The sequence below is a fragment of the Shinella granuli genome (genome assembly GCF_004341885.1).
Classification (GTDB): domain Bacteria; phylum Pseudomonadota; class Alphaproteobacteria; order Rhizobiales; family Rhizobiaceae; genus Shinella; species Shinella granuli.
Map to the genome: position 1 here is coordinate 14,285 of NZ_SLVX01000010.1, position 14,162 is coordinate 28,446.

The 14,162-nt window shown below is 64.0% G+C and carries 13 protein-coding genes; 9 read left to right on the plus strand and 4 right to left on the minus strand.

Going from position 1 to position 14,162, the window contains the following annotated elements; genetic code table 11:
- Positions 1–7: 7 nt before the first annotated feature.
- Positions 8–808 (minus strand): inositol monophosphatase family protein, encoded by an 801-nt coding sequence (locus EV665_RS16725; protein ID WP_064334108.1) that lies wholly within the window; start codon positions 806–808, stop codon positions 8–10.
- A gap of 216 nt (positions 809–1,024) precedes the next feature.
- On the opposite strand from EV665_RS16725, the gene EV665_RS16730 reads away from it, so the two are divergent.
- Positions 1,025–1,810 carry a DeoR/GlpR family DNA-binding transcription regulator gene (locus tag EV665_RS16730; protein WP_133034973.1) on the plus strand — a complete coding sequence of 262 codons (786 nt, stop codon included), beginning with the start codon at positions 1,025–1,027 and terminating at the stop codon, positions 1,808–1,810.
- Between the two features lie 98 nt (positions 1,811–1,908).
- Here the strand turns inward: EV665_RS16730 and EV665_RS16735 are convergent, their stop codons facing one another.
- Positions 1,909–2,838, minus strand: a complete 930-nt coding sequence (locus EV665_RS16735) for a LysR family transcriptional regulator (RefSeq protein ID WP_133034974.1) — start codon at positions 2,836–2,838, stop codon at positions 1,909–1,911.
- A gap of 171 nt (positions 2,839–3,009) precedes the next feature.
- Here EV665_RS16735 and EV665_RS16740 point away from each other — a divergent pair, with 171 nt between their 5' ends.
- The 7 genes from EV665_RS16740 (at position 3,010) to mmsB (ending at position 10,313) form a co-directional block, all read left to right on the plus strand.
- On the plus strand, positions 3,010–4,218 hold the full coding sequence (locus tag EV665_RS16740) for an ABC transporter substrate-binding protein (protein ID WP_064334105.1): 1,209 nt from the start codon (positions 3,010–3,012) through the stop codon (positions 4,216–4,218).
- Between the two features lie 14 nt (positions 4,219–4,232).
- The gene (locus tag EV665_RS16745; protein ID WP_064334104.1) at positions 4,233–5,015 is read left to right on the plus strand and encodes an ABC transporter ATP-binding protein; all 783 of its coding nucleotides are present in this window, start codon (positions 4,233–4,235) and stop codon (positions 5,013–5,015) included.
- A 1-nt stretch (position 5,016) separates the two neighbouring features.
- Positions 5,017–5,718 carry an ABC transporter ATP-binding protein gene (locus EV665_RS16750; RefSeq protein ID WP_133034975.1) on the plus strand — a complete coding sequence of 234 codons (702 nt, stop codon included), beginning with the start codon at positions 5,017–5,019 and terminating at the stop codon, positions 5,716–5,718.
- 7 nt (positions 5,719–5,725) lie between these two features.
- Positions 5,726–6,613, plus strand: coding sequence for a branched-chain amino acid ABC transporter permease (locus tag EV665_RS16755; RefSeq protein WP_064334102.1), 888 nt, complete (start codon positions 5,726–5,728; stop codon positions 6,611–6,613).
- A gap of 58 nt (positions 6,614–6,671) precedes the next feature.
- The gene (locus EV665_RS16760; protein WP_380686747.1) at positions 6,672–7,598 is read left to right on the plus strand and encodes a branched-chain amino acid ABC transporter permease; all 927 of its coding nucleotides are present in this window, start codon (positions 6,672–6,674) and stop codon (positions 7,596–7,598) included.
- A 167-nt stretch (positions 7,599–7,765) separates the two neighbouring features.
- A complete protein-coding gene (locus EV665_RS16765) occupies positions 7,766–9,358 on the plus strand; it encodes a GMC family oxidoreductase (RefSeq protein WP_133034977.1) in 1,593 nt (530 codons plus the stop codon).
- A gap of 79 nt (positions 9,359–9,437) precedes the next feature.
- Positions 9,438–10,313 carry a 3-hydroxyisobutyrate dehydrogenase gene (mmsB, locus tag EV665_RS16770; RefSeq protein ID WP_133035094.1) on the plus strand — a complete coding sequence of 292 codons (876 nt, stop codon included), beginning with the start codon at positions 9,438–9,440 and terminating at the stop codon, positions 10,311–10,313.
- An 84-nt stretch (positions 10,314–10,397) separates the two neighbouring features.
- On the opposite strand, the gene EV665_RS16775 is transcribed toward mmsB, so the two are convergent.
- Complete coding sequence (locus EV665_RS16775) at positions 10,398–10,991, minus strand: NADPH-dependent FMN reductase (RefSeq protein ID WP_064334224.1); 594 nt, start codon at positions 10,989–10,991, stop codon at positions 10,398–10,400.
- A 77-nt stretch (positions 10,992–11,068) separates the two neighbouring features.
- On the opposite strand from EV665_RS16775, the gene EV665_RS16780 reads away from it, so the two are divergent.
- Positions 11,069–11,443 (plus strand): winged helix-turn-helix transcriptional regulator, encoded by a 375-nt coding sequence (locus EV665_RS16780; RefSeq protein ID WP_064334100.1) that lies wholly within the window; start codon positions 11,069–11,071, stop codon positions 11,441–11,443.
- A 189-nt stretch (positions 11,444–11,632) separates the two neighbouring features.
- Here the strand turns inward: EV665_RS16780 and EV665_RS16790 are convergent, their stop codons facing one another.
- Positions 11,633–14,137: a heavy metal translocating P-type ATPase gene (locus EV665_RS16790; protein WP_133034978.1), complete on the minus strand. Its 2,505-nt coding sequence runs from the start codon at positions 14,135–14,137 to the stop codon at positions 11,633–11,635.
- Positions 14,138–14,162: the final 25 nt, after the last annotated feature.

Below are 14,162 nucleotides of genomic sequence, written 5' to 3' on the forward strand. Positions count from 1 at the left end.
GGTGGTCTCAGGCGGGAATGTCGAGGCCGCTCAGCATCTCGACGATCTCCCGGTGCTTGCGTACATCGCCCGCTGCAAGGATGCGCGGGCCGGTCTTCAGCGTGACCGGCTGGCCCTGCCAGTCGGTGATGACGCCGCCGGCTCCCTCTATGATCGGGCGGAACGGAGCGTAGTCATAGACCTTCAGGCCCGTATCGAGCGCGACATCCGTGCCGCCGTCGGTAAGCAGGCCATAGGCGAGCGCGGCCGCGCCGTAGATGCGCCAGTTGGTGCGCTTACGCAGAAGGTCGAGCGCGGGGCGCTCGGCATCGGAATAGAAGTCGGGGTTGCTGGTGGACATCATGGCGAGCGACAGGTCCTCGCAGGATTTCACCCGGCAGGGCGCGCCGTTCTTCAGCGTCGGCCGGCCGGCGACGCCGAGCCAGCGTGCGTCGACCGGCGGAATGTCGATGATGCCGAGCATGGGAACGCCGCGATGGGCGAGCGCGATGAGCGTGCCGTAGACCGGCATGCCGGCGATGAAGGAGGCGGTTCCGTCGATCGGATCGAGCACCCAGACGAAATCCGCGTCCTCGCGCTGCCATTCCTGCTCCTCGCCGATGATGCCGTGCCCGGGGAAGCGGGCAACGATCATCGCCCGCAATTCCGTCTCGATCGCCATGTCCATCGCCGTCACGAGACTGCGGTCGGGCTTGACCGAGACGCCGAGCCGGTCGCGCCTGTGCTGCTCGATCATGCGGCGGGCCGTGTCGGCAAGCTCGATCGCGAATTCGATGTGGCAGTCCTCAACGGGCACATTGGACGTCATCAGGATTTCCCCAGTGTCAAAGGTATTGGCACCCGACCGCGCGAGTGCGAAATTGCGCGATATGAGCGCTTATGTGTGGTACTGTGGCATTACAAGCGATATGTGTCAAATTGTGTATGTGGCAAATGTGCAAATTTGTGGGATTTTCTGCCGCCAGAATGGCAAGGGCGATTTTCTCTGCTAAGGACGGGTGAGTTCGAGGGAGCGCAGGGCGACATGTGGCAGGAAGAGCGACAGCAGAAGATCCGCGACCTCCTTGCGGCCTTCGGGCAAGTCTCGACAGACCGGATCTCCCAGAGTTTCGGTGTCGCGCGCGAGACGATCCGGCGCGATCTCGTCGAGATGGAGCAGGCGGGGGAACTGCGCCGGGTGCGCGGCGGCGCGGTGCCGCTGGTGCGCGAGGCGTTCAGCTTCCAGGTGCGTCATACCCAGCGCCTGCAGGAAAAGCGCGCCATCGCCGCGACGGCCCTGCCGTTCCTGCGCAACGGCATGACGCTGTTCATGGATGCCGGCTCCACCACGACCGTCATGTCGGAAACCATCGCCGGCCCGAATGGCCTGACGGACCTGACCGTCATCACCAATTCGTTCGACGTCGCCCGCAACCTGACCGAGCCGACCGGCGAGCCCTCCCGGCGCTTCCGCGTCCTCATGCTGGGCGGCGAGTTCAAGCAGGATCCGAACGAGACCGTCGGCGCGGTGGCGATCAACGAGATCCACCGCTACCAGGCCGACCTGGCGATGGTGGTGCCCTGGGGGGTCGATGCGGTCAAGGGCGCGTCGGACTTCTATCTCTACGGGGCGGAAGTGGCGCGCGCCATGGTGCAGAATTCAGGGCAGACGATGATCCTCGCCGACCATTCGAAGATCGGCGCGCCGCCGCGCACGGTGTTCTGCCCTCCCGACGAGATCGACATCCTGGTGACCGACGCGAAGGCGCGCGACAATCCGAGCTTCGAGGCCATCCTCGAAAAATTGCCGAAGGTCGTGGTTGCGGAGTAGGTCAGCAGGGCCGCGGCGACAGCGCCGCCCGGCGCGAGCGCGGATTCTCGCCCGAGACGGGAGCGATGCGTTGTGCTTCGAATGGCGAGCGGCCGGCTTCACCGCCGGCTGTCGTCGTCGAGCTCCCGAAGGAACGAAGGCATGTTTGAGCGCGCGATCCTGAAGAGGAAGTCGATCACCATCCGCACCCGCGGCACGTTGCGCAGGTCGTGGTGGCAGATCAGCCAGTAGGTGCGCCGAAGCTCGACCTCGTCGGCAAGGACGATCTGGAGTTCGGGATGCTGCTTGGCGACGAAATGCGGCAGGATGCAAAGGCCCAGATCGTTCCGTGTCGCCGTCAACTGGGCGAAGATGCTGGAGCTCTGGAAGCGCGCCTTGATGCCGGGATGGACGTCGCCGAGATAATCGAGGCCCGGAGCGAAGATCATGTCCTCGATGTAGCCGATGAAGGGATGCTGGAGCAACTCGTCGCGGTTCTGCACCGGACCGTTCCGTTCGAGGTAACGGCGGGAGCCGTATACATGCAGGCTGTAGTCGGCGATCTTCTCGCAATAATAGGGGCCGGCTTTCGGCGGGTCGAGGGATACCGCGAGATCGGCCTCCTTGCGGGAGAGCGACATGATCTGCTGGATCGTCACCAGTTCGAGGGCGAGGTTCGGATAGCTCTCCGTGAAATCATGCAACTGGTGGGTCAGGAAGAAGTTGGCGAAGCCTTCGGGCGCGCTCATGCGGATCACGCCGCGCTGGGCGGTGGCGCCTCCGGAAATTTCCGCCTGAAGCCTGTCGGCCTCCGCCTCGATCTTTTCGGCCGTATCGATGAAGCGCTGGCCCATCGAGGTCAGGACGTAGCCGCGCGGATTGCGCTCGAACAGCTTCACCTTCAGCGCAAATTCCAGCCGGTCGATGCGGCGTGACACGGTGGCGTGGCTCGTTCGCAACTGTCGCGCGGCCGTCGACAATTGCCCGGTCCGGGCGACCGCCAGAAAGTACATCAGATCGTCCCAGGTGAATTGCGGGTATGCCGACATGCGTGCCTCCTCTGTTCAAAAATGAACAGACCCTGTTTGCAATTAATTTCCGACGGGCCTTGCGTCAATCCGGCTTTTTGGGAAACTAGCGGCGGGAGGGTCGCTGTCGGGAGGACGGTCGGCCAATTTTTGAACAGATCTACATTTCTATTGATCTCGGGGAGGAGATACATGCGTAACAGTCTCATTGCGTCCACAGCCATCCTGCTCTCGATGGGTACGGCCGCCATTGCCGCCGATGTATCCGACGGCAAGGTCAAGATCGGCATTCTCAACGACCAGTCCGGCGTCTATGCCGATTTCGGCGGCAAGTGGTCCTACGAGGCGGCGAAGATGGCCGTCGAGGACTATGGCGGCCAGGCGGCCGGCGCACCGGTCGAAGTCGTGACCGCCGACCACCAGAACAAGGCCGACATCGCCTCCAATATCGCCCGCCAGTGGTACGACACCGAACAGGTGGACAGCATCATGGAACTGACGTCCTCGTCGGTCGGCCTCGCGGTCCAGGCGCTTTCCAAGGAAAAGAAGAAGATCACCATCAATACCGGCGCGGCGACGACCGAGCTGACCGGCAAGCAGTGCAGCCCCTACGGCTTCCACTGGGCCTATGACACGCATTCGCTCGCGGTCGGCACGGGCGGCGCGCTCGTGAAGCAGGGTGGCGACAGCTGGTTCTTCCTGACGGCCGACTACGCCTTCGGCTATTCGCTGGAGGAGAACACGGCGAACTTCGTCAAGGAGAACGGCGGCACGGTTGCAGGCTCGGTCCGCCACCCGCTCGGCACGACCGATTATTCCTCCTTCCTCCTGCAGGCGCAGTCGTCCGGTGCCAAGGTGATCGGCCTTGCCAATGCCGGACTCGACACCGCCAACGCCATCAAGCAGGCATCCGAGTTCGGCATTGTGGCTGGCGGGCAGCGTCTTGCGGCGCTTCTCTTCACGCTTGCCGAGGTCCATGGCCTCGGCCTTGAAGCGGCTCAGGGCCTGACGCTCACCGAGGGCTTCTACTGGAACCGCGACGAAGAGTCGGCGGCGTTCGGCAAGCGCTTCTTCGATCGTACCGGCCGCATGCCGAACATGGTCCACGCCGGCACGTATTCGGCCGTCACCCAGTATCTCAAGGCGATCGACAAGGCAGGCACGGATGATGCCGATGCGGTCTCCAAGGCGCTGCACGAAATGCCCGTCAACGACGTCTTCGCCAAGGATGGCACGGTCACGGCGAACGGCCGCATGGTCCATGACATGTACCTGCTCGAAGTGAAGAAGCCGGGCGAAAGCGATGTCGCCTGGGATTATTTCACTGTTCTGGCGACCATTCCCGGCAAGGACGCTTTCATCGATCCGGCTAAGAGCGGCTGCGATCTGGTGAGCCAGTAAGTCTGGACGCAAATATGGCCATGTCTGAACGACAGACGCAGCCGGATCCGCGGGTGGTGCTTTCCGCCCGCGGCCTTCGGCGCGATTTCGGCGGCTTCTCCGCGGTGAAGAACGTCGATCTCGATGTCCATCACGCCCGTGTCCACGCCCTGATCGGGCCGAACGGCGCCGGCAAGACGACCGTCTTCAACCTCCTGACGAAGTTCCTGCAGCCGACGTCTGGCACGATTACGCTGCTGGGGACCGACATCACGAACATGCCGCCGGACAAGGTCGCCCGCATGGGCCTCGTCCGGTCCTTTCAGATTTCCGCAGTCTTTCCGCATCTGACCGTGCTGGACAACGTTCGCGTGGCGCTGCAGAGGCCGAACAATCTCGCCACGCAGTTCTGGAAGCCGATGGCGTCCTTGAACAGCCTGAATGCCCGTGCCGACGAACTGATTTCCATGGTCGGTCTCGACCGATGGCGCGACGGCATCGCCGCCGATCTGTCCTACGGCCGCAAGCGCGCGCTGGAGATCGCCACCACGCTGGCGCTGGACCCGAAAGTGCTGCTGCTGGACGAACCCATGGCCGGCATGGGGCAGGAAGACGTCGGCGTCATCGCCAGTCTCATCACCGAACTTTCCAGGGACCGCGCCATCCTGATGGTGGAGCACAACCTCAAGGTCGTGGCCAATATCTGCCATCACGTCACCGTGCTCCAGCGGGGCGAGATCCTGGCCGAGGGCGACTATGCCGCCGTCAGCCAGAACGAGCAGGTCCGCGTCGCCTATATGGGCACGGAGGAGGCCTGACATGAAACCATTGCTCGAGGTCAAGGGCCTCAACAGCTGGTATGGCGAGAGCCACGTCCTCCACGGCGTCGACATGACGGTGCGCGAAGGGGAGATGATCACCATCCTGGGCCGCAACGGTGTCGGCAAGTCGACGACGCTGCGCACGATCGTCGGCATTCTGCGCGAGCGAAAGGGCCAGATCCTCTTCGATGGCAAGGACATGATGACCGTGCCGCTGCACAGGACGGCGCATGCCGGCATCGGCTTCGTGCCCGAGGAGCGCGGCATCTTCGCAACGCTGACGGTGGAGGAAAACCTCATGCTGCCGCCGGTCGTTGCCAAGGGCGGACTGTCGCTCGAGGAGATCTACGGCCTTTTCCCCAACCTTGCCGAACGCCGCACCAGCCCGGGGACCAAGCTGTCCGGCGGCGAGCAGCAGATGCTGGCGATGGCCCGCATCCTGCGCACCGGGGTGAAGATGCTTCTTCTCGACGAACCGACCGAGGGGCTGGCCCCGGTCATCGTGCAGCGCATCGGCGAAGTGCTGAAGAAACTGAAAGAGCGCGGCATGACCGTGTTGCTGGTCGAGCAGAACTTCCGTTTCGCCAGCAAGATCGCCGACCGTTTCTACCTGATGGACCACGGCCAGATGGTGGCGGATTTCCCGGTGTCGGAGCTGCCGGACCAGATGCCGATGCTTCACAAAGTTCTGGGGGTCTGACCGAGCCATGACCATGATTTTCGGAATTCCGGTGCAGGCGTTCCTGGGCCAGTTGCTGATCGGGCTGATCAACGGTTCGTTCTATGCGCTCTTGAGCCTCGGGCTCGCCGTCATCTTCGGTCTGCTTCGCGTGATCAATTTCGCCCACGGGGCGCAGTACATGCTGGGCGCCTTCGTCGCGTTCCTGCTGCTGCAGTATTTCGCGATCGGTTACTGGGCCGCCCTCATTCTCGCACCCCTCATCGTCGGGCTTCTCGGTGCGGTCATCGAACGCACCATGCTGAGCCGGCTCTACAATCTCGATCCGCTCTACGGCCTGCTCTTCACCTTCGGCCTGGCGCTGACGATCGAGGGAACGTTCCGCTATCTCTACGGCGCTTCCGGCCAGCCCTATGCGGCTCCGTCCTGGCTTGCGGGTGGCACCAATCTCGGCTTCATGTTCCTGCCGAACTATCGCGGCTGGGTCGTCGTCGTCTCGCTGCTCGCCTGCCTTGGAACCTGGCTGCTGATCGAGAAGACCAAGCTCGGTTCCTACCTGCGCGCGGCGACGGAAAACCCCGTCCTCGTGCAGGCGTTCGGCGTCAACGTGCCGCTGCTCCTGACCTTCACCTATGCGCTCGGCGCGGGTCTCGCCGCCTTCGCCGGCGTGCTGGCCGCGCCGGTCTACCAGGTCTCGCCGCTGATGGGCACGAACCTCATCATCGTCGTCTTCGCGGTGGTCGTCGTCGGCGGCATGGGGTCCATCATGGGCGCGATCGTCACGGGTTACATGCTCGGCATCGCCGAGGGCCTGACCAAGGTCTTCTACCCGGAGGCCTCCAACATCGTTATCTTTGTAATCATGGCGATCGTGCTTCTGCTGCGGCCCGCCGGCCTGTTCGGAAGGGATGCGTGACATGGTGGAGCTTTCTGAGAAAATGGCGACGAATGTCCAGCCGGAGCGTACTGCCTCCATGATCCAGGTGGGATTGCTCGTCGTGGCGGTGGGCTGCCTGGCCGCGGCCCCGCTGTTCCTCTACCCGATCTTCCTGATGAAGCTCTTGTGCTTTGCGCTCTTCGCCTGCGCCTTCAATCTGCTGCTCGGCTATACCGGCCTGCTTTCCTTCGGCCACGCCACCTTCTTCGGCGGCGCGGCCTACTTCACCGCACATGCGGTGAAGGAGTGGGGCGTCACCCCCGAGATCGGCATTCTCATCGGTGTCGCGGGCGCCGCGCTGCTCGGGCTTGTGGTCGGGTTCTTCGCCATCCGCCGGCAGGGCATCTATTTTGCGATGATCACGCTGGCGCTCGGGCAGATGTTCTATTTCTTCTGCCTGCAGGCGGCCTTCACGCATGGCGAGGACGGTATCCAGTCGGTGCCGCGCGGCCATCTGTTCGGCCTGATCGACCTCAACCGGCCGACCAGCATGTATTATTTCGTCCTGGTCGCCTTCCTGATCGGCATGGCGATCATCTGGCGCTTCATCAACTCGCCCTTCGGCATGATCTTGAAGTCGATCCGAGAGAACGAGCAGCGCGCGATCTCGCTCGGCTATTCCGTTCGCAATTACAAGCTTGGGGCCTTCGTCATGTCGGCTGCGCTCACGGGTCTTGCCGGCGGGCTGAAGGCCCTGGTGTTCCAGTTCGCCACGCTCACCGATGTCGGCTGGCAGATGTCGGGCGAAGTGATCCTGATGACGCTGCTCGGCGGTATCGGTACGATGATCGGGCCGATCGTCGGCGCGGGCCTCGTCGTCACGCTGCAGAACTACCTCGCCACCTCCGACTTTCCGGTCACGATCGTCACCGGCATCGTCTTCATGGCCTGTGTGCTGCTCTTCCGCCGCGGCATCGTGGGAGAGTTCTACACCTCGCGATTGGGCAAGAAGCTCGGCTTCTAGAAGCCCCTCCTGATCGCGCCGGCATAGGTGCCGGCGCGACACGAACCTGCACCGGCTCCCCGGTGCGAAACGGCAGGGTGCCGGAGGCCGGCCCCACGAGAATGGAATGGACACACCACCTGCGGCGCCCGTGCGGCACGCTGGAAGGGACCCGCTTGGAGTTCGACATGGAACAGTTCGACTACATCATCGTAGGTGCCGGCAGCGCCGGCTGCGTTCTGGCCAACCGGCTGTCGGCGGACCGGCGCAATCGCGTGCTGTTGCTGGAGGCGGGCGGAAGCGACAATTATCACTGGATCCACATTCCGGTCGGCTATCTCTACTGCATCAACAACCCGCGCACCGACTGGTGCTTCTCCACCGAAAAGGAGGCCGGCCTCAACGACCGGGCGTTGAACTATCCGCGCGGCAAGGTGCTGGGCGGCTGCTCGTCGATCAACGGCATGATCTACATGCGCGGCCAGGCGCGCGATTACGATCTGTGGCGCCAGCTTGGCTGCACCGGCTGGGGCTGGGACGACGTGCTGCCGCATTTCCGCAAGTCGGAGGACTTTTACAAGGGGTCGAGCGACATGCACGGCGAAGGCGGGGAATGGCGCGTGGAGCGCGCGCGCGTGCGCTGGGCGGTGCTCGACGCCTTCCAGAAGGCCGCAAGCGAAGCCGGCATACCCGAGACCGAGGACTTCAACCGCGGCGACAATGAAGGATCCGGCTATTTCGATGTCAACCAGCGTTCGGGCATCCGCTGGAACACCTCCAAGGCCTTCCTCAAACCGGCCCGCAACCGGCCCAACCTCACTGTCCTTATTAAAGCGCATGCGCGACGCCTGATTGTCGAAAATGGCGACGTGAAGGGCGTCGAGTTCCAGCACCAGGGCATTGCAAAGAAGGCGTATGCGGCCCGCGAGACCGTGCTCAGCGCCGGCGCGATCGGCTCTCCCCATCTTCTCGAACTCTCCGGCATAGGCCGTGGCGACGTCCTGAAAAACGCGGGCATCGAGGTCGTAAGGGATGTGAGGGGCGTCGGCGAAAACCTGCAGGACCATCTGCAGCTTCGGCTGGTCTATAAGGTCACCGGCGTGCCGACGCTGAACGAGAAAGCGAACACGTTGCTCGGCAAGGCGTCGATCGGGCTCGAATATCTGGTGAAGCGCTCCGGCCCCATGGCGATGGCGCCGAGCCAGCTCGGCATCTTCACCCGTTCGGGGCCGGACAAGGAGACGCCCGACCTGCAATATCACATCCAGCCGGTGTCGCTCGAAAAGTTCGGCGAGGGGGTCCATCCGTTTCCGGCGATGACGGCGAGCGTATGCAACCTTCGCCCCGACAGCCGCGGCTCGGTCCATGTCAAGGGGCCGGACTTTGCCCTGCAGCCGCAGATCCGCCCGAACTATCTCAGCGAACAAAGCGACCGCGACGTGGCTGTCCGTGCCATCCGCCTGACACGCCGCATCGCGCAGCAGCCGTCCTTCGCCCGCTTCACGCCGGTCGAATACAAGCCCGGTCCCTCCTTCGAGACCGACGCGGATCTTGAAAAGGCGGCGGGCGACATCGGCACGACGATCTTCCACCCGACCGGCACCTGCCGGATGGGGTCCGATCCGGAAAGCGTCGTCGATCCGCAACTGAAGCTGCGGGCGCTCGGCAGGCTTCGCATCGCCGATGCTTCCGTCATGCCGCGCATTACCTCGGGCAACACCAATTCGCCGACGATCATGATCGCGGAGAAAGCCGCCGCGATGATCCTGGCGGAGAGGTGAGCCAGCAATTCCCGGGCGGATGCGCTTTGGTCGCGCGCCCATGCCTAACCCCTATAGGTCTGTACGAAGGACGATCAGCATGGCTTATGTCGCATTCATCGGATTGGGCAATATGGGCGGCCCGATGGCTGCAAATCTTGTCAAGGCCGGACACAGCGTTTCCGGTTTCGACCTGTCCGAAGCCTCGCTCGCCGCTGCTGCGCAGACCGGCGTGAAGACTTTCGCAACCCTGACCGAGGCCGTGAGCGGTGCGCAGACCGTGATCACCATGCTGCCGAAAGGCGAGCATGTCGTTGCCGTTTGGGAGAAGCTGGCAGGCCTGGTTCCCGCCGGAACCCTCCAGATCGATTGCTCGACCGTGGATGTGGAAAGTGCGCGCCGGGTCCATGGCATCGCCCGGGCGGCGGGGTGCCCCTCGTTGGACGCGCCGGTTTCCGGCGGTACGGGCGGGGCTGCCGCCGGAACGCTCACCTTCATGGCCGGCGGCTCGCCCGAGGCCTTCGCCGATGCCAGACCGTTCCTGGAAGTGATGGGCAAGAAGATCGTGCATTGCGGGGCGGATGGCGCCGGCCAAGCCGCGAAGATCTGCAACAACATGATCCTCGGCATCTCCATGATCGCCGTCAGCGAGGCCTTCGCGCTGGGCGAAAGGCTCGGTCTTTCCCACCAGGCCCTGTTCGACGTGGCTTCGGCGTCTTCCGGCCAATGCTGGTCCCTGACCTCCTATTGCCCGGTGCCCGGTCCGGTTCCATCTTCGCCCGCCAACAACGCGTACAAGCCCGGCTTCGCTGTCGCCCTGATGCTGAAGGATCTTCTGCTCTCCCAGGATGTTGCCGAGGCCTGCGGCGCCACCACGCCGTTGGGTGCGGCCGCCGCGAGATTGTACGAGGCTTTTGCGAAAGAGGGGAACGGCGACCGGGACTTCTCCGCCATCATCGACATGCTGCGGGGATAATCCAGGCGCTTCGCCGCTTTACAGTCCGATCCTCGCCTCTTTCGGCTGCCGGGGCCATGCGGCGAGAGCCCGCTCATTGGCGCTTCAGGCCTCGGCGGCCTTTGCCGCCATGGTCGCCCTGGCCCACCAGACCAGTTCGTCGAGTGCCGTTTTCGCCGCCGGGAGAAGGCTGGCTTCGATCGCGGCGACCGGCTTGTTTCCATTGGCCGGATGTATGGCCATGAAGTCGCTGCCGCCGATATGCACGGCGGCATGGGTGGAAACCATCTGCAGCTCCACGCCGATCCCCCGCAGATGTTCGATCGCGCGTGCCGCGCCGGTTCCACCATAGCCGATCGCGGTGAACGGCTTGCGATTCCACTCCCTGTAGGCCTGATCGAGCGCATTCTTGAGAACGCCGGTGATCGAATGGTTGTATTCCGCGACGACGAAGATGTAGCCGTCGTAGCGGGCGATTGTCTCCTGCCAGCGAACGGCTTCGGAATTCCGGCTCGGCATCCACATGTTCGATGCCATCTCGTCGAAGAAGGGAAGGGGATGATCGCGCAGGTCGACCAGTTCCACGTCCATGTCGGTCCGGGCCTGCGCCTGCTGCAATATCCACTGGGCAGGCTTGTCGGCGAGCCTGGTCGGGCGTGTCGAGCCGATGATGATGGCGATTCGCGGCCTGGAATTCACGATAACCTCCTGTATCTTGGTTTCCAAGAGGAACCAGCTTACGAAAGGTTTCCAGAAGCGGACAAGGAGGCACTTTGTTGAAACCAGATAACCAGGAGCATACCGCAGCCTGCGCCCACATCGGCCGGATGCTTGCGCGCATCAGCGACAAGTGGACCTTGCTCGTGGTGCAGGTGCTCGGCCGTGGGCCGCTGCGTTTCAATGCCTTGCGACGCGAAGTCGGCGAGATCAGCCAGAAGGTGCTTGCATCGACATTGCGGGAACTTGAGGAGAATGGCTTCGTCTCGCGGACCGTCACGCCGGTCACGCCACCCCAGGTCGAATATGCGCTGACGGATCTGGGGCGGGATTTCCTGGAACCGGTTCGCGGCCTGGCCGAGTGGGTCGTCGCAAATTCCGCGCGGATGGATGCGGCGCGTGCTGCATATGCGCGCCGCCGCGGGCATGGCTGAAGCAAGGAGGGGTTTCCCGAGAACGGTGCGCCGTGGTGGCGCCGCTGCAGGATAGGGTGGTGCGGGCGATGATCACCGTGGCAGGCGTTGACCAGGACCTTGAGCGTCTCGGTCATGTCCTGCCGGTCCAGTTTTCTCCCGTGGGCAACGACAGCCGATCCTGACCATGGGATCGGCTGTCGGCTTTCGTCAGCGGGGGACCGCGAAGGTCTTGAGCCGGAGTGCATTGCCGAGGACGAAGACGCTCGACAGGGCCATGGCGCCAGCGGCGAAGACGGGCGACAGGAGGATGCCGTAAGCCGGATAGAGCAGGCCCGCGGCAACCGGGATCAGGGCCGTGTTGTAGGCGAAGGCCCAGAACAGGTTCTGCCGGATGTTGCCGATCGTCGCCTTGGAGAGGGCAATGGCGTTCGGCACGCCTTGCAGGCTGCCCGACATCAGCACCACGTCGGCCGCCTCGATGGCAATGTCCGTGCCCGTTCCGATGGCAAGGCCCACATCCGCCTCGGCCAATGCCGGAGCGTCATTGATCCCGTCTCCGACGAAGGCGACCTTGCCATGCGCGGCCTTGAGGCGGCGAACCGCGGTGACCTTGCCGTCCGGCAGCACTTCAGCCACGACCTCGTCGATCCCCAGGCGCGCCGCGATGGCCTTGGCCGTGCGCGCGTTGTCGCCGGTGATCATCGCGATCTTGAGGCCGAGATCATGCAGTGCCCTGATGGCCGCGGGCGTCGTCTCCTTGATGGGGTCGGCCACGGCGATGATCGCCGCCAGCCTGCCGTCGATTGCGGCATAGAGCGGCGATTTGCCTTCATTGCCGAGGCGTTCGGCAATGCCGGAAAAGGCCGCGACGTCATGGCCGAGCTCGACCATGTACCGATCAGCACCGACCTCGACAGGCCTGCCATCGACCACGGCCCTGACGCCGAAACCCGTTACCGATTCGAAGTCCGACAGGACGGGTCGTGCGATATTTTCCGCAGCGGCTGCATCCACGATCGCCCGGGCGATCGGGTGCTCCGACTTCGCCTCCACGGCGGCGACAAGCCCGAGAACGTCTGTCCGTTCGAAGCCCGCGGCCAGTTCCAGATCGGTGAGGGCCGGCTTTCCTTCGGTCAATGTGCCCGTTTTGTCGACGGCGACGACGTTCGCGTCCTTCAGCAGTTGGAGTGCTTCGCCCTTGCGGAAGAGCACGCCCAGCTCGGCCCCGCGACCGGTGCCCACCATGATCGAGGTCGGCGTTGCCAGTCCCATCGCACAGGGGCAGGCGATGATCAGGACGGCGACGGCATTGACCAGCGCGAAGGTGAGCGCGGGCGGCGGGCCGAAATGGAGCCACGCGGCGAAGGTGAGGGCGGCCACGGCGAAGACGGCCGGCACGAACCACATGGTCACCTTGTCCACGAGCGCCTGGATCGGCAGCTTGGAGCCCTGCGCGTCCTCGACCATGCGGATGATCTGCGAAAGCACCGTGTTGCCGCCGACCGCCGTGGCGCGGATCGCGAAGGCGCCCTTCTGATTCACGGTTCCCGCGACGACCGGGCTGCCGCTCTTCTTGGAAACCGGGATCGGCTCGCCGGTGATCATCGATTCATCGACATAGCTTTCACCCTCGACGACCTCTCCGTCCACCGGCACGCGCTCACCGGGGCGAATCTCGACGATATCGCCTGATGCGACGGCGTCGATCGGCAGTTCCACCGTCTTGCCGTCCCTGCGCACATGCGCCGTCTTGGCCTGGAGACCGACAAGGCGCCTGATCGCTTCGGAGGTGCGTCCCTTGGCCCGGGCCTCAAGCAGCCTCCCGAGCAGGATCAGGGTCACGATGACCGCGGCTGCCTCGAAATAGACGTTGACCGTTTCTGCCGGCAGGAAACCCGGGGCAAAGGTCGCGACCAGCGAATAGCCGTAGGCGGCAAGCGAGCCGACGGCGACCAGCGAGTTCATGTCGGGAGCAAGGCGCCACAGGGCGGGCAATCCCTTGTCGTAGAAGCGGATGCCCGGGACAAACAGCACCAGGGTCGTGAGCACGAACTGGAGGTACCAGCTGTTCTGCATGCCGATTGTCGTGGCCATCAGGTGATGGGCGCCCGGAATGAGGTGCGCGCCCATTTCCAGGATGAAGACCGGTGCCGTCAGAACCGCCGCGATGGTGAAGTCGCGGGTCAGCTCGCGGCGTTCCGCTTCCTTCCTTTCAGCGCGGTCCTCCGTCTCGGCCTGGTGGCTGCCGGCTGCCGCTGCGATTACTTTGGCCTCGTAGCCGGCGTTCTCGATTGCTGCCACTATGGCCGCTGCATCGGCCGTCCCCTGCACGGTCGCCTTCTCGGTCGCGAGGTTGACGACGGCGTTCGTGACGCCGGGAACGGCCTTGAGTGCCTTTTCGACCCGCCCCACGCAGGAGGCGCAGGTCATGCCCTCGATCGCAACCTCGCGCGAGGTTGCGGCCGGTGCGGAGAAGCTTGCCGGAACCGTATAACCGGCTTTTTCGACCGCGCCGATCAGCTTTGCATGATCGACCGGCACGCTGGTGGTGATGCTCGCCCTTTCGGTCGCCAGATTGACGACCGCGTCAGCAACGCCGGGCACGGCCTTGAGCGCCTTTTCGACCCGGCCGACGCAGGAGGCGCAGGTCATGCCCTCGATCGGTATCGACAGCGTTCCGGACAGGTCTGTTGTTCGAACGGGGGCATTCATGGCCGCCCTCCTTTCTCGTTCCGAA

Bases quoted from the DNA above. Each gene is read 5' to 3' on its own strand.
- EV665_RS16725 (WP_064334108.1), bottom strand. From the start codon at position 808: ATGACGTCCAATGTGCCCGTTGAGGACTGCCACATCGAATTCGCGATC.
- EV665_RS16730 (WP_133034973.1), top strand. From the start codon at position 1,025: ATGTGGCAGGAAGAGCGACAGCAGAAGATCCGCGACCTCCTTGCGGCC.
- EV665_RS16735 (WP_133034974.1), bottom strand. From the start codon at position 2,838: ATGTCGGCATACCCGCAATTCACCTGGGACGATCTGATGTACTTTCTG.
- EV665_RS16740 (WP_064334105.1), top strand. From the start codon at position 3,010: ATGCGTAACAGTCTCATTGCGTCCACAGCCATCCTGCTCTCGATGGGT.
- EV665_RS16745 (WP_064334104.1), top strand. From the start codon at position 4,233: ATGGCCATGTCTGAACGACAGACGCAGCCGGATCCGCGGGTGGTGCTT.
- EV665_RS16750 (WP_133034975.1), top strand. From the start codon at position 5,017: ATGAAACCATTGCTCGAGGTCAAGGGCCTCAACAGCTGGTATGGCGAG.
- EV665_RS16755 (WP_064334102.1), top strand. From the start codon at position 5,726: ATGACCATGATTTTCGGAATTCCGGTGCAGGCGTTCCTGGGCCAGTTG.
- EV665_RS16760 (WP_380686747.1), top strand. From the start codon at position 6,672: ATGATCCAGGTGGGATTGCTCGTCGTGGCGGTGGGCTGCCTGGCCGCG.
- EV665_RS16765 (WP_133034977.1), top strand. From the start codon at position 7,766: ATGGAACAGTTCGACTACATCATCGTAGGTGCCGGCAGCGCCGGCTGC.
- mmsB (WP_133035094.1), top strand. From the start codon at position 9,438: ATGGCTTATGTCGCATTCATCGGATTGGGCAATATGGGCGGCCCGATG.
- EV665_RS16790 (WP_133034978.1), bottom strand. From the start codon at position 14,137: ATGAATGCCCCCGTTCGAACAACAGACCTGTCCGGAACGCTGTCGATA.